At 71.1% G+C, this 18,296-nt stretch carries 20 protein-coding genes; 10 read left to right on the top strand and 10 right to left on the bottom strand.

The window, feature by feature from the left end; translation table 11 throughout:
- Nucleotides 1-373 precede the first annotated feature (373 nt).
- From ABZ883_RS13695 to ABZ883_RS13680, 4 genes are all read left to right on the top strand, one after another.
- Entirely contained in the window at nucleotides 374-1,171 is a 798-nt protein-coding gene (locus ABZ883_RS13695) for an alpha/beta hydrolase (protein ID WP_360905797.1), read from the top strand.
- A 35-nt stretch (nucleotides 1,172-1,206) separates the two neighbouring features.
- A complete protein-coding gene (locus ABZ883_RS13690; RefSeq protein WP_360905796.1) occupies nucleotides 1,207-1,506 on the top strand; it encodes a hypothetical protein in 300 nt (99 codons plus the stop codon).
- Nucleotides 1,503-3,125 carry an FAD-dependent oxidoreductase gene (locus ABZ883_RS13685; RefSeq protein ID WP_360905795.1) on the top strand — a complete coding sequence of 541 codons (1,623 nt, stop codon included), beginning with the start codon at nucleotides 1,503-1,505 and terminating at the stop codon, nucleotides 3,123-3,125. The genes ABZ883_RS13690 and ABZ883_RS13685 overlap by 4 nt, the downstream gene beginning before the upstream one ends.
- Nucleotides 3,126-3,510: 385 nt before the next feature.
- Complete coding sequence (locus tag ABZ883_RS13680; RefSeq protein WP_360905794.1) at nucleotides 3,511-4,089, top strand: helix-turn-helix domain-containing protein; 579 nt, start codon at nucleotides 3,511-3,513, stop codon at nucleotides 4,087-4,089.
- Here the strand turns inward: ABZ883_RS13680 and ABZ883_RS13675 are convergent.
- From ABZ883_RS13675 to ABZ883_RS13660, 4 genes are all read right to left on the bottom strand, one after another.
- Nucleotides 4,053-4,526 carry a hypothetical protein gene (locus ABZ883_RS13675; protein WP_360905793.1) on the bottom strand — a complete coding sequence of 158 codons (474 nt, stop codon included), beginning with the start codon at nucleotides 4,524-4,526 and terminating at the stop codon, nucleotides 4,053-4,055. The two genes, ABZ883_RS13680 and ABZ883_RS13675, sit on opposite strands and share 37 nt — an antisense overlap.
- A gap of 20 nt (nucleotides 4,527-4,546) precedes the next feature.
- Nucleotides 4,547-5,116 carry a hypothetical protein gene (locus ABZ883_RS13670; protein WP_360905792.1) on the bottom strand — a complete coding sequence of 190 codons (570 nt, stop codon included), beginning with the start codon at nucleotides 5,114-5,116 and terminating at the stop codon, nucleotides 4,547-4,549.
- A 77-nt stretch (nucleotides 5,117-5,193) separates the two neighbouring features.
- Nucleotides 5,194-5,565, bottom strand: coding sequence for a nuclear transport factor 2 family protein (locus tag ABZ883_RS13665; protein ID WP_360905791.1), 372 nt, complete (start codon nucleotides 5,563-5,565; stop codon nucleotides 5,194-5,196).
- Nucleotides 5,566-5,786: 221 nt separating this feature from the next.
- Entirely contained in the window at nucleotides 5,787-6,464 is a 678-nt protein-coding gene (locus tag ABZ883_RS13660; protein ID WP_360905790.1) for a TetR/AcrR family transcriptional regulator C-terminal domain-containing protein, read from the bottom strand.
- A 242-nt stretch (nucleotides 6,465-6,706) separates the two neighbouring features.
- Between ABZ883_RS13660 and ABZ883_RS13655 the strand changes: the two genes are divergently transcribed.
- The 5 genes from ABZ883_RS13655 (at nucleotide 6,707) to ABZ883_RS13635 (ending at nucleotide 13,562) form a co-directional block, all read left to right on the top strand.
- On the top strand, nucleotides 6,707-8,095 hold the full coding sequence (locus ABZ883_RS13655) for an MFS transporter (protein WP_360905789.1): 1,389 nt from the start codon (nucleotides 6,707-6,709) through the stop codon (nucleotides 8,093-8,095).
- Nucleotides 8,096-8,290: 195 nt separating this feature from the next.
- Nucleotides 8,291-8,902 carry an NAD(P)H:quinone oxidoreductase gene (gene wrbA, locus ABZ883_RS13650; RefSeq protein WP_360905788.1) on the top strand — a complete coding sequence of 204 codons (612 nt, stop codon included), beginning with the start codon at nucleotides 8,291-8,293 and terminating at the stop codon, nucleotides 8,900-8,902.
- Between the two features lie 184 nt (nucleotides 8,903-9,086).
- Nucleotides 9,087-10,286 (top strand): EfeM/EfeO family lipoprotein, encoded by a 1,200-nt coding sequence (locus ABZ883_RS13645; RefSeq protein ID WP_360905787.1) that lies wholly within the window; start codon nucleotides 9,087-9,089, stop codon nucleotides 10,284-10,286.
- On the top strand, nucleotides 10,283-11,530 hold the full coding sequence (gene efeB / locus ABZ883_RS13640) for an iron uptake transporter deferrochelatase/peroxidase subunit (protein WP_360905786.1): 1,248 nt from the start codon (nucleotides 10,283-10,285) through the stop codon (nucleotides 11,528-11,530). The genes ABZ883_RS13645 and efeB overlap by 4 nt, the downstream gene beginning before the upstream one ends.
- A gap of 187 nt (nucleotides 11,531-11,717) precedes the next feature.
- A complete protein-coding gene (locus ABZ883_RS13635) occupies nucleotides 11,718-13,562 on the top strand; it encodes an alkaline phosphatase family protein (RefSeq protein ID WP_360905785.1) in 1,845 nt (614 codons plus the stop codon).
- Between the two features lie 90 nt (nucleotides 13,563-13,652).
- Here the strand turns inward: ABZ883_RS13635 and ABZ883_RS13630 are convergent, their stop codons facing one another.
- On the bottom strand, nucleotides 13,653-14,093 hold the full coding sequence (locus tag ABZ883_RS13630; RefSeq protein WP_360905784.1) for a Fur family transcriptional regulator: 441 nt from the start codon (nucleotides 14,091-14,093) through the stop codon (nucleotides 13,653-13,655).
- Nucleotides 14,090-14,557: an ATP-binding protein gene (locus tag ABZ883_RS13625; RefSeq protein ID WP_360905783.1), complete on the bottom strand. Its 468-nt coding sequence runs from the start codon at nucleotides 14,555-14,557 to the stop codon at nucleotides 14,090-14,092. Before ABZ883_RS13625 ends, ABZ883_RS13630 begins: the two co-directional genes overlap by 4 nt.
- Nucleotides 14,558-14,796: 239 nt before the next feature.
- On the opposite strand from ABZ883_RS13625, the gene ABZ883_RS13620 reads away from it, so the two are divergent.
- Nucleotides 14,797-15,462 carry a hypothetical protein gene (locus ABZ883_RS13620; protein ID WP_360905782.1) on the top strand — a complete coding sequence of 222 codons (666 nt, stop codon included), beginning with the start codon at nucleotides 14,797-14,799 and terminating at the stop codon, nucleotides 15,460-15,462.
- On the opposite strand, the gene ABZ883_RS13615 is transcribed toward ABZ883_RS13620, so the two are convergent.
- The 4 genes from ABZ883_RS13615 to ABZ883_RS13600 form a co-directional block, all read right to left on the bottom strand.
- On the bottom strand, nucleotides 15,447-15,971 hold the full coding sequence (locus ABZ883_RS13615) for an SRPBCC family protein (RefSeq protein WP_360905781.1): 525 nt from the start codon (nucleotides 15,969-15,971) through the stop codon (nucleotides 15,447-15,449). The two genes, ABZ883_RS13620 and ABZ883_RS13615, sit on opposite strands and share 16 nt — an antisense overlap.
- Nucleotides 15,972-16,151: 180 nt before the next feature.
- Nucleotides 16,152-16,544 (bottom strand): PPOX class F420-dependent oxidoreductase, encoded by a 393-nt coding sequence (locus ABZ883_RS13610; RefSeq protein WP_360905780.1) that lies wholly within the window; start codon nucleotides 16,542-16,544, stop codon nucleotides 16,152-16,154.
- 156 nt (nucleotides 16,545-16,700) lie between these two features.
- Entirely contained in the window at nucleotides 16,701-17,495 is a 795-nt protein-coding gene (locus ABZ883_RS13605; protein ID WP_360905779.1) for an oxidoreductase, read from the bottom strand.
- A gap of 105 nt (nucleotides 17,496-17,600) precedes the next feature.
- Nucleotides 17,601-18,176, bottom strand: a complete 576-nt coding sequence (locus ABZ883_RS13600) for a TetR/AcrR family transcriptional regulator (protein WP_360905778.1) — start codon at nucleotides 18,174-18,176, stop codon at nucleotides 17,601-17,603.
- Nucleotides 18,177-18,296: the final 120 nt, after the last annotated feature.

Here is an 18,296-nt window from a genome sequence, read left to right as displayed (position 1 = left end):
CCGGCGGTTCCAGCCGCGCTTGGACTCCTCGGTGTGCCGCTAGTTGCATGCCCCCCACCTGGTGGCTTTTCCTCCGGAAGCCCGAAGATGTCGCTCTCCTGGTGGCCGCGATCAAGGGGAAGTTTGCGTAGCCGTCGCCCAATTCCGCCGACGGTCACGTCACCGACGCGCATTCCGGCTTTGGGCGAAAGCGGCTTCGCTGGTTGTCGGCTTCATGTCCGCAGGCTCGTCCGACGTGCTGGACAGCAACGGAACCGATGGTGAAGCGGCCCCGGAGCGTGCCCGGATTTCCGTTCAGTGATCGTCAAGTAACCGGTTTTACGCTGGCCCACGATCACCACTGAGAACACCGGATACCGAAGGGTACATTTCGATGACGACAACTCGCCGGGGGCTGTTGGCCGGTTCCGCCGCCGTCGTAGTGGGCGCCGCACTCGACGCGCCCGCCGCGCAGGCACACACCGGAGGCGGCAGCGGCCGGAAGCCCACCGTGGTACTCGTGCACGGCGCGTTCGCCGACGCCTCCGGCTGGAACGGGGTCGCCTCCCGGCTCATCCGCGACGGCTATCCGGTCATCGCACCGCCCAACCCACTGCGCGGCGTCGCCTCCGACTCCGCCTACCTGGCCGGCATCCTCGCGACCCTCAGCGGCCCGCTCGTTCTCGTCGCGCACTCCTACGGCGGGATCGTCGTCACGAACGCCGCGACCGGCAACCCGAACGTGAAGGCGTTGGTCTACGTGGCCGCGTTCGTGCCCGACCAGGGTGAGACGCTGCTGGGCCTGCAGACGAAGTACCCGGGAAGCAGGCTCAGCGAGGAGGCGCTGGACTTCCGTCCCTACGGTGAGGGCCTCGTCGACGGCTACATCAAGAAGGAGCTCTTCCACGACGTGTTCGCCGGGGACCTGCCGAGGGCGACCACCGAGCTGATGTGGGCCGGCCAGCGGCCGGCGGACGTGCGCGCCCTCGGGGAGCCGTCCGGCGCCCCGGCCTGGAAAACCATCCCGTCCTGGTACCTCGTGGGCCGCGACGACCAGGTGCTGCCCCCGGCGGCGCAGCGGTTCATGGCGCGTCGGGCCGGCGCGCACACCTTCGAGGCCGACACCTCGCATGTCGCGATGATCGCGCAGCCCGGGGCGACGGCCGCCCTCGTCAAGCGCGCCGCACGCTGACACCACCGAGCCGACGAGGCCAGGAAGGGACGGCGATGTTCGAGAAGTCGGGGCGGACGACGGTCGGCCGACGGTGGTGGGTGATCGGCCTGGCCGCGCCCTTCCCGGGGCTCGGCGGCATCTGGGGCACGCAGGTCTTCGGTTCGCTGACCACCGGAGGGTTCGACGACCCGGCCGGCGAGAGTTCGCGCACACTCGCGCATGCCGAGGCGACGCCGGGCAGGACCGGCGGCGACGCGGTGGTCCTGTACACCGGCTCCGGCACGACAGTCGACGACCCGGCGTTCGAGCGAGCCGTCACCCTTCTGGTCCGGCGTGACGGAGGAATCACGTGAACGACGGTGCAGCACAGCGCGGGCCGGTCCTGGACGACGAGCAGTTCCGCCGGCTCGCCGGGTACGGCGAGGTGGAGCACGCCGAGTCCGGCCAGGACCTGTACACGTCCGGCGACGACACCTACGACTTCTTCCTGCTCCTGTCGGCGACCGTGGACATCGTCCGCGACGCGACGGCGATCGAGCCGGAGCGCCTGATCTACCGGGGCGGCCCCGGAGACTTCCTCGGCGAGCTCAACCTGCTGACCGGTCAGCACGTCTACCTGACCGCCCGGGTGGTGTCCGCCGGGACGGTCGTCCGGATCCGGGCGGCGATGCTGCGCCGGGCTCTCGCCGAGCACGCCGACGTCGCCGACACACTGATCGAGGCGTTCAGGGAACGCCGCGAGGTGATCCGCGGCGCGGCGGGCAACGCCCTGGAGCTCGTGGGCCGGTCGGACGCCGCGGAGACGCTGGAACTACGCACCTATGTGACGCAGATGCTCCTGCCGCACTCCTGGTTCGACGCGGCCTCGCAACCCGGACGCTCGCTGATGGGACTGGCGGGGCTCGGCGAGGACGACCTCCCGGCCGCGATGGCAGGCGGTTCGCTGCTGAGGCGCGCGACGCCCAGAGCCGTTGCCGAGGTGCTCGGACTCACCTACCGAGCCGACGGGCGTCCGGTCGATCTCGTCGTGGTGGGCGCCGGCCCGGCGGGCCTGGCCGCCGCCGTGTATGGCGCGTCCGAGGGTCTCGTCACCGTACTGCTGGACCGCGCCGGGCTCGGCGGCCAGGCCGCGAAGAGCGCCCGCATCGAGAACTACCTGGGCTTCCCGCACGGAATCAGCGGCGAGAGCCTGACCCGTCTGGCGATGGTCCAGGCGCTCAAGTTCGGTGTACGGATCCACGCGCCCTGCGCCGTGGCCGGCCTGGACCTCACCGAGGAACGACGGCCGGCCGTCGTTCTGGAGGACGGCGCACGCATCCCGTGCCGCGCGGTGATCGCCGCGACCGGGGCGCACTACCGGCACCTCGGCCTGCCCCAGTGGACGACTTTCGAGAAGTCCGGTTGCATCCGGTACGCCGCGACCGAGCTGGACGTCCGAGGCTATGAGGACCAGCCGGTGACGGTCGTCGGCGGCGCCAACTCGGCCGGGCAAGCGGCCCTGTCCCTCGCCGCCGGTGGTGCGACGGTGGATCTGATCGTCCGCGGCGCCGATCTCGGAGCCCGGATGTCGTCCTACCTGACCGACCGGATCCGCGCGCACGCGCGGATCCGGGTCCATACCAGCAGCACGATCCGCGAACTGGACGGCGACGACACCCTCGCGTCGATCGTGGCCGAGAGGTCCGACGGCCGGCGGGCCCGACTGGCCTGCCGCGCCCTGTTCTGCTTCATCGGGGCCGACCCGGTGTCGGGCTGGCTGGACGGCGTGGCCAAGGATCACAACGGCTTCGTCCTCACGGACAGCCGCCTGCCCGCCGAACCGTCGGGTACGGCCCTGCCCTTCCAGACGAGCGCACCGCGGGTCTTCGCGGTCGGCGACCTCCGTGCCGGCTCGACCAAAAGAGTGGCCGCCGCCGTCGGCGATGGCGCCGGCGCGGTCTCCTCCGTCCACGAGGCACTGGCCGGCGACTGACACGTCCCTCGGCCGCCGCCGGGGTTCCACCTCTGCCGATGACGAAGGGCTGAGTCGGCGACCGGACGGACACCGCCCTCCCAACGGGCGCCTGGCATCGCTGCCGCGAGACCTCCCGAGGAGTTCCCTTGCTCAGGGGTGTCGGCCTCCGTCCCGGTCGCCGGAAGCGAAGAACACGCGAGTACCGACGGCCCTCGTCTGCGGGGCGGCGTACCTCGGCTCTGACGCTCATCTGGTGCTCTGAGGCCTCGACGACTCGCCCGAGGAGCTGGAAAATCGCCTCTGAACTGGTACTTCCCCGCCCCGGCTCGGTGTGGCGCAATGCCGATGACGTCCCGGCGGGGGCGAGCCGGGGCCGCGGGGCAGGGCCGTGCAGACTGGTGGCATGCAGACTTCCGAGGCCGGGCCGGGGGAAGCGGCGCCGGCCGCACCCCTGAAGAGGGCGGACGCGCGCCGCAATCACGAGCGGGTCGTCGCCGCCGCGATCGAGGTGTTCGCCGAGCTCGGCCCGCAGGCCACCGTGCCGCAGATCGCGGCCAGGGCGGGGGTCGGCAAGGCCACCGTCTACCGGAGCTTCCCGGCCAAGGAGGACCTGGTCGAGGCGATCGCGCGGCTGCGCCTGGAGGAGCTCCGGCGGGAGACCGAGGTCGCGCTCGGCGAGACCGACCCCGGACGCGCGTTCCACGCCTATGTGCTGCGGCTCTTCGAGACGCTGGCCCGCGACCGGTTGCTGACCGGACGGCTGGCGGAGGCTGCCTCGCCCGCTGCCGGCTCCGTCCTCACCGTGCTCACGGAGTTGATGCAGGCGGCCAAGGCGTCCGGGACGGTCCGCGAGGACGCGACGCTGCTGGACCTGAGGGTCATCCTGTGCGGCGCCGCGCTTCAGCTCATGACCGTCGCGGAACGCGACCCGGCGGTCTGGCGGCGCTACGGGGAACTGGTGCTCCAGGCCCTGCGGCCCTGACGCGTCGAGCTTCGGAAACCGCGGAAGACGCCGTCGTCGTCCGCGAATTCGGTGAAGTCCTCCCAGGCCATGTTCGCCAGGGCCAGGTTGTTCTCGATCGAGTACAGCTGACGCGCGACGACGCGCAGCGTGTCGAACCGCCCCTGCTCGCCGACCCGCAGAGCGAGCAGCGGCATCTCGGGGGAGGCGAGCGAGGTCCTGTCGGCCATGATGACCAGCCGGTCCCGGGGCCGTTCTCGCGCCGGTGAGAGTGCCGCGATCCGCGCGGGCGCCAGGTCGCGGCAGGCGGGGTCCTCCACGATGTGCAGGTAGGCGATGAAGCCGTCCTCGGAGGGGGTCGCGAGTGCCCGGCGCATCAGGCGCCAGGCCGCGTCGTCGGAGAAGTCGACACGGACGAGCGGGGTCTCGTCGCCGTCCGCATGGGGGAGCATGTTCACGGGGACCGCCTCGGGTGGGGTCAGCGGGTGCCGGATTCCGGGCCGGGAGCGTCGTTGAGGACGGGTTCGTCGCCGTACACCTTGGTGATCTCGACATCGAGCACCGTGCACACCCGGCTGAACGACCAGTAGTAGCCCGCCACTTGCAGCACCTCGACGACCTCCCGGTCGCTGAGGAACCGCCGCGCCTCGGCGAAGAGTTCGTCGGACACGCGCGGGCTCCGCACCACCTCGGCGGTGAGGCGTAGGAGGGCCCTGTCGTACGGCGACAGGGCGGGGCTCTCCAGCTCCCGGCCGGCGATGAGCCGGCGCGTCGGTGCGTCGACTCCCGCGGCCTCCGCCATCGGCTCGTGCTGGGCGGTGACAAAGGCGCAGTCGGCGTACTCGGCGACGGTGAGGATCACCAGTTCCCTTGAGCGGGCGGGCAGTTCGAGTGCGGTGAACTGCGCCTTGGCGAGCTCGATGAAGGGCCGCACCGTGCCGGCCGAGTGGGACAGCATCTTGACCAGCGGGTCCGGCGGGAGGAAGGAGAGGAATTCGCGCACGTCGGCAGGGAGGGCGTGCGGGTCGGGGTTCGGCAGGCGGGGCATGGGGTTCTCCGTACGTCGGGTGGCTCGGTGCTTCTGGTACTTCTGGTGCTGGTGGTGCTTGTGATGCTTTCTGCGGGTCAGGGTGCCGGGTCCGGGGCGAGGCTGAAGCCGGTCTCGCTCAGGTGCCGGAAGCGGCCGTCCTCGGCCAGCGTTCCGAAGATCGCGATCTCCCGGTGCTGGGTGGAGCCGTCGGCCAGCGTGATCTCGAAGACGTGCCGCTCGGCGTAGACGGAGCCGTCCCGCAGTTCGTCGACCACGGTGACGGTGCCCTTGGTGATGCCGGCGCGGGTGCGGGCGACCATGGCGGCGAACTCGGCGCGGTCCATGGTTGTTCCGTCGCTGCGGTGGGTGTAGTCGGGGGCGTAGTAGGTGTCCAGGGCCTCGTCCAGGGGGAGTCGGGGCTCGAACACCAGGGCTCGGAGGGCTTCGCTGATCCGCGCGTGGGTCATCGCGGGCGCCTTTCTGAAGGGCCGGGGAGGATGTGGACTCTGAGGTCCGGATGACCGGAACGCTACCGGACCCATGAGTCCGGTACCAACGTGAGGACCGTCATACGGGCGCGAGGGCAGGTGGCGGCACCTGGTGGCCGCGCCTGTGCGACGTGGTGGCGTGGCGGATGTGCGGGCGTCGTGCGCCCGTGGCGGTTGCGGCGGCGCGGTCGCGCCCCGCGTCAGACGGCGGGGGTGTGCGCGCCGGTGCGGACGCCGCGGATGCCGGCGACCAGGAGGTCGACACCGCGCGCGTAGTAGACGTCGTCGCTCGCGCAGGACGCCAGGGCGGCCGCGGCCGCGACGACGTGCGGGTAGCGCTCGGCGGGGAGCGCTTCCAGGGATGCCCGCTTGGCCTGGACCGCGTCGTCCCGTGCCGGCGGTTCCTCGGCCCGGCCGCCGCCGGGCTCCGTCACCACGAGCGTGACCATCGAGCAGAGGCACTGGCTCGCGATCTCCGCGGCCTGCTCGACCTCGAAGCCCGCGCCGGCCAGCAGTTCCAGCGTCCGCTCCGCGATGGCCAGACCCGACGGCGAGCCGAGGATCCGGGTGGTGACGAGCCCGGCCGCGGCGGCGTGCGGCCGCAGGACGGTGAGCAACGACGAGAGGGCGCCGTGGAGTTGGGCGTCCCAGGGGCGGTCGTCCGGTTCCGGGAGGCGGACCTCGGACAGGAGGCGCTCGGCGATGGCGTCGAGGATCTGGTCCTTGTCGCGGAAGTGCCGGTAGAGGGCCATTGCGGAGACCCCGTGCTCCTGGCCGACGCGCCGCGTGGTGACGGCGGTGAGTCCTTCCGCGTCCGCGAGGGCGAGGGCGGTGGTCACGAGGACGTCGCGGTCCAGACGCTTCCTCGGTGACTCCATGTGCGACCTCCCTGACCGACCGGGTTTACAGCGTACATGTGCGAGGGGCTGATGTGGGGACGGGCTTGTTTACGCTGTAATCTCATGCCTATGCTTACGCTGTAAACCTCATTCTTCCGGAATCGCCCCGACGCGTTCCGGTCCGGCGCGCGGCATTCGACGACGCGTCAACTTCTCCGCACCAGCTCTCTGTTCTGATGAGGAATTCCATGCGGCGCAGCCCTTGGGCGACCCTGACGGTGTTGGCCCTCGCACAATTCATCGTGGTGCTCGACGTGACGATCGTGAACGTCGCACTGCCCCGTATCCAGACGGATCTCGACTTCACCGCCGACGGCCTGCAGTGGGTCATCAGCGCGTACACCCTGGTGTTCGGCGGGTTCCTGTTGCTCGGCGGCCGCGCCGCCGACCTGCTGGGATCCCGGCGGGTCTTCCTCGCCGGCCTCGCCCTCTTCGGCGTCACCTCGCTCGTCGCCGGCCTCGCCGGCAGCCCGGGCGCGCTCATCGCCGCCCGGGCCGTGCAGGGCCTGGGCGGAGCGCTGATGTCCCCGGCGGCCCTGTCGATCCTGACCGTCACCTTCGCGCACGGCAGGCAGCGCAACATCGCCATGGGTGTATGGGGCGGACTGGCGGGCCTCGGCGGCACGCTGGGGGTGGTGGCCGGCGGCCTGCTCGTCGACTCGCTCAGCTGGCGCTGGGTCTTCTTCGTCAACGTCCCCGTCGTCGTGGCCCTGATCGCGGCCACCCCGCTGATCATCCGCGCCGTCGCCCGCAGGACGGGTCACGGCTTCGACCTCCTCGGCTCGGTGCTGAGCACCGCGGGACTGCTGGCCGTCGTCTACGGCGTGGTGCGGGCCGAGCCGGTGGGCTGGGGATCGGCGGAGGTTGTCGGCTGCCTCGTGGCGGGAGTGGTCCTGCTGGTCGCCTTCGTCGCGGTCGAGGCCCGTTCCGCGGCCCCCCTCGTGCCCTTGCGGCTGTTCCGCTCCCGGGCCCTCAGCTCGTCGAGCGGTGCCCTGGCCCTCAACGGCGCGTCCTTCCTGGCGATGTTCTTCCTGACCGCGATCTACCTCCAGCAGGTCCGCGGAGCCTCGGCGCTGAGGACCGGCATGGAGATCCTGCCGATGGGTGCCGCCGCCATCCTCGTCGCCGTCGTCACGCCGCCGTTGGTGCACCGATTCGGGACGCGTACCGTCCAGTTGTGCGGCGCCGCGCTGAGCTCGCTGAGCCTGCTGCTCCTCGCCGGGACGGGCGCGGACAGCGGATACGCCTCGCATCTGCTGCCGGGCCTGATCCTGTTCGGGGCCGGTGTCATCGCCGTCGGTGTCCCCGCGCAGATCGCGGCCGTCGTGGACGTCGAACACCATGAGGCCGGCGCGGCCTCGGGTGTTGTCACCGCCTTCTACCAGGTCGGCGGCGCGCTGGGACTGGCCCTCGCGACGACCCTGTCCGTCTCGCGCGCCCAGGCCGCGCTCGCGGACGGCATGGCTCAGCAGCAGGCCTTGGTCGAGGGGTTCCACCGCGGCCTGCTCGTCGCTGCCGCCTTCGCCGTGGTCAATGTGGTGGTGACCCTCGCCTCGCCCAGGATCGCGCCGAGCGCGGAGCAGATCGCCGAGGCCGCGGCGACCGCCTGACGCTCCGTCAGTTCCGCACGGCTCTGCCTGGCGCCTGAAGTCGGCGGGCTTCGTGCCGCGGTCGGAAGTCCGGGCCGGAATGAGACGCGCGCCACTGCGGCCGGACTGGCGGACAGGGGCAGTGTCGTTTAATGTTCAACCATGTGCAGGGCGGCGCCCTGCCCGCAAGATCCGGCACAGCAAGGAGCGAAACACGTGACACGCGTCTCGATCATTTTCTACTCGGCCACCGGCTCGGTGCGGAGCCTGGCGCAGGCGATCGCCGAAGGCGCGCAGAAGGAGGGGGCTGAGGTCCGGGTGCGCCGCGTGGCGGAACTCGCGCCCGAGGCCGCGATCAACAGCAACCCCGTGTGGGCGGAGAACCACCGCGCCTCGCAGGACATCCCCGAGGCCACGAACGACGACCTCGAGTGGGCCGACGCCGTGCTCTTCGGCTCGCCGACCCGCTTCGGCCTCCCGGCCGCGCAGCTCAAGCAGTTCATCGACCAGACCGGTCCGCTGTGGGCCCAGGGCAAGCTGGCGAACAAGGTCTACGCCTCCTTCACCTCCGCGGCCAACGCCCACGGCGGCCAGGAGAGCACCATCCTCGCGATCAACAACACCTTCTACCACTGGGGTGGACTCATCGCGTCCCCCGGCTACACCGACCCGCTGCTCTTCGCGGCCGGTGGCAACCCCTACGGCCCCTCGCACCCCTCCAACAACGGTGCCGACCTTCCCGACACCGCCCGTCTGGACGCCGCCCACTACCTGGGTGCCCGTGTGACCCGCATCGCCACCGCGCTCAAGCCCGGTGGCTCCCTCTGACCTTTCCGGTCCGGCCGAGGCCGTCGTCCCTCTCGGGGCGGCGGCCTTCGCGCGTTCGCGGGCGGGGGCGGGTGAACCAGGAGGGAACTCTTGGTCATCGATTTCTCAGGGAAGCGTTTTGACCTGATTCCGCTGCCTAGCATGAGGTGATCAACGCACCGTACGACACCGGGGGAGGCCCGGAATGCCCTTGTCCGGCCCGGGACCGCGCTCACCCCGTCTGTGGGGCGCCACCGGCATCGTGGTGGTGCTGGCCGTCTTCGCCGCCGTCGTCCTGTGGCAGGACTCACCTCCTGCCGCGCGGGCGGCCGCGGCCGGACCACCGCACACCACCGTCCAGGTCTCCCGCGGTGCCTGCGGCACCGGCTGGGACGACGCACGGCCCGGCCTGCAGGTCTTCGACCTGCACAACTCCTCCGACGTGGCCACCGAGGTCTACCTGGAGGACGCGGCGAGCAAGGCCGTGTACGGCGAGGTCGAGGACATCGGCCCCGGCACGACCCGTTCGCTGACCGCAGACATCGGCAAGGGCGCGTACGCCTTCCAGTGCGTGCCCGACGACGGCGACGCGATCACCGGGCCCACCGTCCGCATCACGTCGGGACAGGGCGGGCCCGCCGCCGCCCCGGTCAGCCGACAGGACCTGATCCCGCCGTCGATCGCCTACCAGAAGTGGGTCGCCGGAGGGCTGGACCGCGTAGTGCGGCTCACCGGGGATCTGCGCGACGCCGTCGACCGCGGTGATCTCGCCGGGGCACGCAAGGCCTGGCTGCCGGCGCACCTGGAGTACGAGCGGCTCGGCGCCGCGTACGACGCCTTCGGCGACGCGGACGGGCAGATCAACGGGACGGACGCGGGCCTGCCCGGCGGCGTGGCCGACCCGTCCTTCACCGGCTTCCACCGCATCGAGTACGGGCTGTGGCACGGCAGGTCCGCAGGCAGTCTGCGCGCCCCCGCGACTGCCCTCGTGGCGGCCGTCACCGCGCTGCGCGACAGCTGGTCGCAGGCCCGCATGGACCCGGCCCAACTGGGCCTGCGGGCACACGAGATCCTGGAGAACACCGTGCAGTTCGAGCTGACCGGACGCACCGACTACGGCAGCGGCAGCAATCTGGCCACCGCCCGCGCCAACCTCGACGGCACCCGCGAGGTCCTGTCCCGGCTGCGCCCCCTGCTGGCGACCCGGTACCAGGAACTGCCGCAGCTGGACCACGAACTGGACGCGGCGCAGGACACCCTGGACGGGCTCGCCCCGGACGGCGAGTGGATCCCGCTGACCCGGCTGACCCGGGCCCAGCGCGAGAAGGTGGACGCCGCCCTCGACGAACTGGTGGAACGGCTGGCCTCGGTGGCCACCTTGTGCGAACCGCGGAGGACGGTGTGAGCTCCGTGGATCGGCCGGGAGCCGGAGGAGTCGGACGGCGCGGTTTCCTGCGGGGCGCGGCACTTGCCGGCGCCGGGCTCGCCGCCGGCGGCGCGGCGCCGCCCCTCGCCGGTGCGGCGGACGACGGCGAGGCGGCCGCACCGCCCGTCGCCCCGTTCCACGGCCGGCACCAGCAGTCGGTGATCGCGACCGCGCGCCGGGTCACCGCGTTCACCGCGCTCGACGTGACCGCGGGCACCCGCGCCGAACTGACCGACCTGCTGCGCACCCTGACCGACCGCGCCCGGGCGCTGACCTCCGGCGGTACACCGCGGCCGGTCGGCATCACCGGACCGCCCGCCGACTCCGGGCTGCTCGGGGAGCGGGTCCCCGGCGGCGCGCTCGCGGTGACCGTGGGCGTCGGCGGTTCCCTCTTCGACGGCCGGTTCGGCCTCGCCGACCGCAGGCCCCGCCGGCTGACCGCGATGCCCGCCTTCCCCGACGACGACCTGCTGCCCGAGTGGTGCCACGGCGACCTCAGCCTGCAACTGCACGCGGACGACACGGACACCGTGCTGCACGCGCTGCGCGACATCGCCCGGCACACCCGCGGCGGCATGCAGGTCCGCTGGCGGATGGACGGGTTCAGCAGCCCGCCGCGTCCTGCCGGCACCCCGCGCAACCTTCTGGGCTTCAGGGACGGCACCGCCAACCCGGACTCCTCCGACGCCCGTGAGATGGACCGCCTGGTGTGGGTCGGCCAGGGCGCCGGCGAACCGGACTGGGGGGTCGGCGGCAGCTACCAGGTGGTCCGGCTGATCCGGATGCTCGTGGAGTTCTGGGACCGGGTCTCGCTCCCGGAGCAGGAGCGGATGTTCGGCCGGGCCCGCGAGTCCGGAGCGCCCCTGGACGGCAACCACGAGCGGGACACGCCCCGTTACGCCGACGACCCCAAGGGCGACGTCATCCCCCTGGACAGTCACATCCGGCTCGCCAACCCGCGCAGTGCGGACACCGCGGACCAGCGCATCCTGCGGCGCCCGTACAACTACGACCGGGGCGCGGACGCCAACGGCAATCTCGACATGGGCCTGCTCTTCTGCAGCTACCAGCAGGACCTGGCCCGCCAGTTCGAGACCGTCCAGCACCGCCTGGCGGGCGAACCGCTCGTCGACTACATCAAGCCCTTCGGCGGCGGCTACTTCTTCGCACTGCCCGGTGTGAAGGACGCGGACGACTGGTACGGGCGCGCCCTGCTCGGCTAGAGCGCCCGCAATACACCATGCGAGGGCCGTACGTACCCCGGGTCAACTGATGGTCAAGTTTTGGCCCGGCTTCCCTGACCGCCTGTTCATCCCGCCGCCACCAACGCTCCGACATCACGCCGCTCCACGGGCGGAGCATCCCAGAACGTACGCCAAGGCAACGATCCTCTGCGGAGCGTGACAGAACATGATCAGCAGGAAGAGACGAGCGGCGATGCGGAGCCTGGGGGCGCTTGCGGGCGCCGCCGCCCTCACCGTTCTCGGCGGCAGCGCGGCCACCTACGCCGCGACGCCCAACTGGCACCACCCCGCCCCCTCGACGGCCACGCCCATCAAGCACGTGGTCGTCCTGTTCGACGAGAACGTCTCGTTCGACCACTACTTCGGTACCTACCCGACGGCCGCCAACACCGACGGCACCAAGTTCACGGCGGCCAAGGACACCCCGCGCGACATCGACACCCTCGCGCACGCCGGGCTGCTGAAGAAGAACCCCAACCAGTACGCGCCCCAGCGGCTGGCCTCCTCGCAGGCGCTGACCTGCGACCAGAACCACAACTACGGGCCTGAGCAGTACGCCTACAACGGCGGCAAGGCCGACCAGTTCGTGCAGAACACCAATGTCGACACCTGCAGCGGCGGCCTCTTCGGCGAGCCGGGCCTGGTGATGGACTACTACGACGGCAACACCGTCACCGCGCTGTGGAACTACGCCCAGCACTACACCCTGGGCGACCGCTCCTTCAGCTCGGTCTACGGTCCGTCCACCCCCGGCGCCCTCAACCTGATCGCGGGTCAGACGCACGGTGTCGTCTCCGTCGACCCGGCCTCGGGCACCGAGCACCCGAAGCAGACGTCCACGCCGGACGCCTACACCGTGCTCTCCCCGAACTCCAAGGGCGTCGGCACGGTCATCAACGACCCGGACCCGGCGTACGACGACTGCTCCGACAAGGACCACACCAGCACCAACGCGCTCGGCGCGATGCAGGGCCGCAACATCGGCGACGTGCTCAACGCCAAGAACGTCAGCTGGGGCTGGTTCCAGGGCGGCTTCCGGCCCTCCACGCCGTGGGACGGCAAGCAGGGCGACTACGCCAAGTGCGACACCACGCACGCCAACATCGGCGGCGCCGCGGCCGTGGACTACAGCCCGCACCACTCGCCGTTCGAGTACTACAAGTCGACGTCCAACCCGCACCACCTCCCGCCCCGCAACGTCGACGAGATCGGGCACAACGGCCAGGCCAACCACAACTACGACCTGACCGACTTCGACGCGGCCCTCAAGGCGGGCAAGCTGCCCGCCGTCAGCTTCGTCAAGGCGCCCGAGTACCAGGACGGCCACGGCGCCTACTCCGACCCGATCGACGAGCAGCACTTCCTCGTCCAGCAGATCAACGCCGTGCAGCAGTCGCCGCAGTGGAGCTCCACCGCTGTCGTCGTCGCGTACGACGACTCCGACGGCTGGTACGACCACACCTTCGTCAAGCCGCGCAACGGCTCGAAGGACACCACGGTCGGCTCCAACGGCAAGACCACCGACAGCCCCGCCTGCCAGGCCGGCCCCAAGGCCGCCGGTGGCTACGCGGACCGCTGCGGCCCCGGCACCCGCCAGCCGCTCCTGGTGGTCTCCCCGTACAGCAAGGTCAACAAGGTCGACCACACGCTGACGGACCAGTCCTCGATCATCCGTTTCGTCGAGGACAACTGGCACACCGGCCGGGTCGGGGACCACTCCTTCGACGCCACGGCCGGCTCGCTGGCGGGCATGTTCGACTTCCGGCACCCGAACAACAAGCAGCTGGTGCTGAACGCGGACGGCTCGGTCAAGTCCTACGGCCCGATCCGGCACGTGGCGCCCGTCGCCACGAGCATCACGCCGGGACCGGCCATGCGGACCACCGCCGCGACCACCGACGCCCCGGCGTTCCCGGCCCTGCCGGTGGGCCTGGCCGTCGGAGCCCTGCTGGCCGCCGGTGCCACCGGGACCTGGTTCACGGTCCGGCACAGCCGGCGTACCGCCGCCTGACGCGGATGTGGCGGCCGGCCTGACGGCCGCCACGTCGGAGGGCCTGCCCTGGGGGCGGGCCCTCCGTCCGCGTTCGCCGTCAGTCCGCCGTCAGTCCCCCGTGACGGCGCAGTCCGGGCAGCGGCCCCAGAAGGTCACGGCGGCTTCCTCGATCTCGTAGGTGCCCGGGATCTCGGGGTCCAGGCACGGCGCACGGCCCACGGCGCACTTGACGTTGCGGATGCTGCCGCAGGAGCGGCAGACGAAGTGGTGGTGGTTGTCGCCGCGCTCGGTCTCGTAGCGGCCCGGCTGGCCGGGGATCATGGTGCAGCGGACCAGCCCGGCGTCCGTGAGGGCGCGCAGGACGTTGTAGGTGGCCTGCAGGGACAGGCCCCCCGTGACACGCAGGGCCACGTGACGCAGCGTCTCGGCGTCGGGGTGGCCCGGTGACTCGTCCACCGCCATGAGCAGCGCGATGCGCTGCGCCGTCACCCGCAGCCCGGCCGCCCGCAGCCGGGCGGTGGCGGCGGCCATGGGTTCGACGGTGGTCACAGGGTGTGCTCCGTGTGCGTCGGGGACGTGCCGGGACCGCAGTGCAGCTCGAACCACACGGCTTTGCCCGTCCGGTTGGTGTCCGAGCCCCAGCGCGTGGCGAGAAGTTCGACCAGCGTCAGCCCGCGCCCGCTCTCGTCGTCGGAATCCGCCCCCACGACCCGGGGCAGGTCCGGACTTCCGTCGATCACGGCGCAGCAGATGGTGTCCCCCAGAAGTACGCAGTTGAGAGCCAGCGGTGCGCGGGCGTGCCGCAGCGCGTTGCCGACCAGCTCGCTGACCAGCAGTTCGGCGGTGTCCACCACATTGTCCAGGCCCCACTGGCGCAGCGCTCCGCGAACCGCTTCGCGTGCGTGGTGGCAGGCCTGACTGGACCACGGAAGAGCCCAGGATCCCGCGGCGGCGGAGGGCGTTCCGGCGCTGCCGGAACAAGGCGTCTTGGAGGGCAGCAGTGCAGCGCCCATGATCAACACCAGCTCGAGAAAGGTGGATAAAAAGCTCTAATTAGGACAGTACTCCTCTTCTGGAGAGAGTCAAGTGAAACGACTTGCTCCTCGATAGATGTCGCTCCAGTCGCTGGAATGAACGGACTCCGTCACTCCGCGTCACAGCTGGACGGTGGTGCCCGGCTTCGGGGAGGGGCGGCCTCCGGATTCGCCTGGGCGGGTGCGGGTCGTTCGACGGCATGCTCTTGGATGTGGGCATGACCGTTCACGACATCGCCCGGCGCCTGCCCGGCATCCCCGTACTCCGCGACCACTGCCGCGCGTTGGCCATGCTGGATGCGATCCTCAGTCCCGAGTGGGCCGGCCGGTACCACTCCTACGACTCCCGGTGGTCCGGGACCGAGGAGATGGCCTCGATGCGCGACGGCTCGGGCAACGAGTACGCGATCGTCTTCTCGCCGGCGGGTGCCTATGTCTGCGGGTTCGCCCACGAATCGCAGATGAGTCCCTATGCGGCGGACGGCCCGTGGCCTGGCGTCCTCGACGAGGTGCCCGAGGTCTTCCGTCCGTACGTCGAGGAGCCGGCGTTCTCGGACGAGGACGGTATGCCGGTGGTGACCGTCTGTCTGTGGAGGCAGCCCCAGGATGCCGCCTGGCGGGCGGGAGTGATCGAGTTCCCCGAGGACGGGACCGACGACCCGGACGGTGCGGGCTGTCTCTTCGCTCTGATGGCCGACCGCTCGGTGGAGGCCTGCCGGGAGTTCGCGGAGGACCGTTACGAGACCCCTGTCGACCTGGAGGCCGTCCGGCATGTCCTTGCCCTCCGCCCGCTGACCGCGGAGGTGATCGCCGCGCTCAATCCTGACGTGGACCCGGCCGATCTCGCCAAGGACATCGAGCAGATCGGCTACCCCTTCGGCTGAGTGTCCGCCCCGGCGCCGACTCCGCGCTCCGCGGCGGCCTTGACCGCGGTCATCCATATCTCGTGCTGGGCGCGGAGTTTGCCGGGGCTGAACAGGAGGCGGACCAGCGGGGCCGCCATCGACTCCTCCACGCGCAGGACGGTCCCGCCGTCCGGCGTCGCCGTGAGCACTTGGCGGTCCACCGCCTTGACGCCCATGGCGACGCCGGTCCAGGTCAGTTCACGTCCCTCGTCGACCACGGCGAAACGGGACGTGATCGTGGTCCGGCCCATGGCCCAGACGAACTCGGCGTCCTGGGTCACCCCGTTGTCGAGCCGCACGATCCGGCGGCCGGGCAGTACCGACGACCACCCGGAGGGGTCGGCGATGATCTGCCAGACGCGCTCCGGCGGTGCCTCGATCCGCATCTCCGACATGCTCACGACCGGCGCGTCGGCGTCGATCCGGCGGCGCTTGGCGAACTGGTCGTGCAGGTCCTGCCGGTTCGGGCCGCGGTAGAGCAGTTTCATGACGAACCCCATTCGTGACGGGTGAGGCATGCTTCGAACTGTGAGCAATGCTCTCGCAGTGCATTGCTCGAAGTCAAGAGCAGTGCTCTCGCACGAGTGAAATCGAGTTCGCGGTGCAACCAACGGCGGTGCGGAAGCGGTGTGGTGCGGTGCGGGTGGACGCGGCGGGAAGTGGCCGGGTCAGCCCATGCCGCTGATGCTTTCCGGAGCGATCACGAACAGGACGCGCACCTGGTCGCGTCCGCCGAACCACGGGTAGGGCCCGCCCAGGTACTTGTGGGACAGCTTCTCGATGTGCTCCGCCGCGCCCTCGGTCCTCACCTCGACCACCCGCCCGCGGATCTGGACGTAGCGCGTCGGGGTGGCGGGATCCGAGACCGTCACGGCGACGCGCGGATCCCGCTGGATGTTCCGGGTCTTCACGTGCGTCTGGACGCTGTTGACGAGCACGTGCTCGCCGTCGGTGTCGACCCAGGTCTGGGTCAGCTGCGGCGAGCCGTCGGGCATCGTCGTCGCGAGGTAGCAAGTGCTGGGCCGGTCCAGCAGATCGAGCAGTTCGGCGGAGAGCTTCACGGTGATCCCTCGGTGCGGTGGTTCCTGGCGCGCGCAGCCTACGGGGTCGCTCGGCCGGCGCCGGGACGGATCCCCCCCCAGCGCCGGCCCCCCCCCGCGCCGCTCGCCGATGCCCCGCATCGTGCCCTCGGCCAGGGGGCGTTCGCCCGGCGCGGCTCAGATCGTCTTGTTCTGGCCACCGTCGATGAGGACCTCGGTGCCGGTGATGTTGGCCGCGACCGGCGAGGCGAGGAAGAGGACGAGGTCGGCGACCTCGTGCGGTTCGGTGATCCGGCCCGTGCTGATGCCCATGCTCTGCGGCACGACGACGTCGAGGGCTTCTTGTGCCGTGGTGCCCGCGGCGCTGGCCGTCGCGTCGGCGAAGGCGCCCGGGGCCGTCCAGAACGGGGTGCGGACCGGACCGGGGGAGACCGCGTTCACGCGTACGCCGCGCGGTGCGAACTCCTCCGACAGCGTCTTGGTCACGCTGGTGAGCGCGGCCTTGGCCGCCGAGTAGTCCACGACCATCGGGAAGGGCAGGCGAGCGTTGATCGAACTGATGTTGACGATCGAGGCCCCTTCGGCCGCGAGCAGGTGCGGGAGTGCCGCGCGGCTCGCGCGCACCGCGCTGAAGAAGGTCAGGTCGAAGATCCGGTGCCACTCGGCGTCGTCCACCTCCAGGAATCCCGCCCGCGCGTCAGCGCCGCCCACGTTGTTGACGAGGATGTCGATCCGCTCGTGCCGCTCCACGGCCTGCCGCACCAGCGTCTCGGCGCCCTCGGCGGTGGACAGGTCGACCGGGACGATCGTGATGTCGTAGGTGTCGCGCAGCGCGTCGAGTTCGGGGGTGGAGGAGCGGCTGCCGGCGACGACGCGGGCTCCTTCGCGGCCCAGTGCCTCGACGATGGCCAGGCCGATGCCCTTGCTGGCCCCGGTGACGACGGCGACCTTGTCCTTGAGGTGCAGTTCCATGACGTTTCCTTTTCTGGATTGATTGATAAACAATTAGGGTACGCAGAGGCGACCGCCGGCGCGACGGGAGCGCCGCCGCTGGGGTGAGCGCCTGTGGGGGGGGTGTCAGTCCAGGCTGCGCAGAGCCGTCGCGACCGCGTCCTCCGTGAACGTCCGGCCGAGTCGCGCCTGGCCGACGACGCGGAGGCCCTGGACGAAGGTGGTCAGGAAGCGCGCCAGTTCCACCGGATTCTTGTCCGGGGACAGCTCGCCGCGTGACTTCGCCCGCTCCAGGGCGCCTGCCAGGGCCGATTCGACCATGCGCATGGCAGCCCCGACGCGGTCCACCGTGCCCGGGTCGTCACCGCGCTCGGTGGCGGCGCTGACCACAAGGCACCCCCGGCCGGGGTCCGTCAGGTCGGCCTCGACCATGTCCGTGAGGACCCTGTGCACCGCGGGCCGGATCTCGGTCGCGTCCTCCAGGATCTCCGCCAGGCCGCCTGCCTGCAGTGCGCAGTAGCGCTCCAGGGCCCGGGCGTAGAGCTGCTCCTTCGACCCGAAGGCCGAGTACAGGCTGCCGCTCCCGATCGACAGTTCCTTGAGCAGGTCCTGCAGGGACGTCTCGGCATAGCCGCGGCGCCAGAACAGGTCCATCGCGCGATCGACCGCCTGGTCGGTGTCGAACTCCCGGTTGCGTCCCATGTGCATCACCGTACCACGGTTCTGGATCGGTCGATAAACTATCGGCGTCCGCCCCGCCCCGCCCGGTCCGCGGTCTCACCGCCCTGGCGCCGTCGCGTGCCCTGCACCAGGCCGGCACCA

The sequence above is a fragment of the Streptomyces sp. NPDC046977 genome (genome assembly GCF_040644455.1).
Classification (GTDB): Bacteria; Actinomycetota; Actinomycetes; order Streptomycetales; family Streptomycetaceae; genus Actinacidiphila.
This window is presented reverse-complemented; position numbering and strand designations above follow the sequence as displayed.

What these genes read in the sequence shown, in the direction of transcription:
- ABZ883_RS13695 (WP_360905797.1), top strand. Translation starts at nt 374, where the DNA reads ATGACGACAACTCGCCGGGGGCTGTTGGCCGGTTCCGCCGCCGTCGTA.
- ABZ883_RS13690 (WP_360905796.1), top strand. Translation starts at nt 1,207, where the DNA reads ATGTTCGAGAAGTCGGGGCGGACGACGGTCGGCCGACGGTGGTGGGTG.
- ABZ883_RS13680 (WP_360905794.1), top strand. Translation starts at nt 3,511, where the DNA reads ATGCAGACTTCCGAGGCCGGGCCGGGGGAAGCGGCGCCGGCCGCACCC.
- ABZ883_RS13670 (WP_360905792.1), bottom strand. Translation starts at nt 5,116, where the DNA reads ATGCCCCGCCTGCCGAACCCCGACCCGCACGCCCTCCCTGCCGACGTG.
- ABZ883_RS13665 (WP_360905791.1), bottom strand. Translation starts at nt 5,565, where the DNA reads ATGACCCACGCGCGGATCAGCGAAGCCCTCCGAGCCCTGGTGTTCGAG.
- ABZ883_RS13660 (WP_360905790.1), bottom strand. Translation starts at nt 6,464, where the DNA reads ATGGAGTCACCGAGGAAGCGTCTGGACCGCGACGTCCTCGTGACCACC.
- ABZ883_RS13645 (WP_360905787.1), top strand. Translation starts at nt 9,087, where the DNA reads ATGCCCTTGTCCGGCCCGGGACCGCGCTCACCCCGTCTGTGGGGCGCC.
- ABZ883_RS13635 (WP_360905785.1), top strand. Translation starts at nt 11,718, where the DNA reads ATGATCAGCAGGAAGAGACGAGCGGCGATGCGGAGCCTGGGGGCGCTT.
- ABZ883_RS13625 (WP_360905783.1), bottom strand. Translation starts at nt 14,557, where the DNA reads ATGGGCGCTGCACTGCTGCCCTCCAAGACGCCTTGTTCCGGCAGCGCC.
- ABZ883_RS13620 (WP_360905782.1), top strand. Translation starts at nt 14,797, where the DNA reads ATGACCGTTCACGACATCGCCCGGCGCCTGCCCGGCATCCCCGTACTC.
- ABZ883_RS13615 (WP_360905781.1), bottom strand. Translation starts at nt 15,971, where the DNA reads ATGAAACTGCTCTACCGCGGCCCGAACCGGCAGGACCTGCACGACCAG.
- ABZ883_RS13605 (WP_360905779.1), bottom strand. Translation starts at nt 17,495, where the DNA reads ATGGAACTGCACCTCAAGGACAAGGTCGCCGTCGTCACCGGGGCCAGC.
- ABZ883_RS13600 (WP_360905778.1), bottom strand. Translation starts at nt 18,176, where the DNA reads ATGGGACGCAACCGGGAGTTCGACACCGACCAGGCGGTCGATCGCGCG.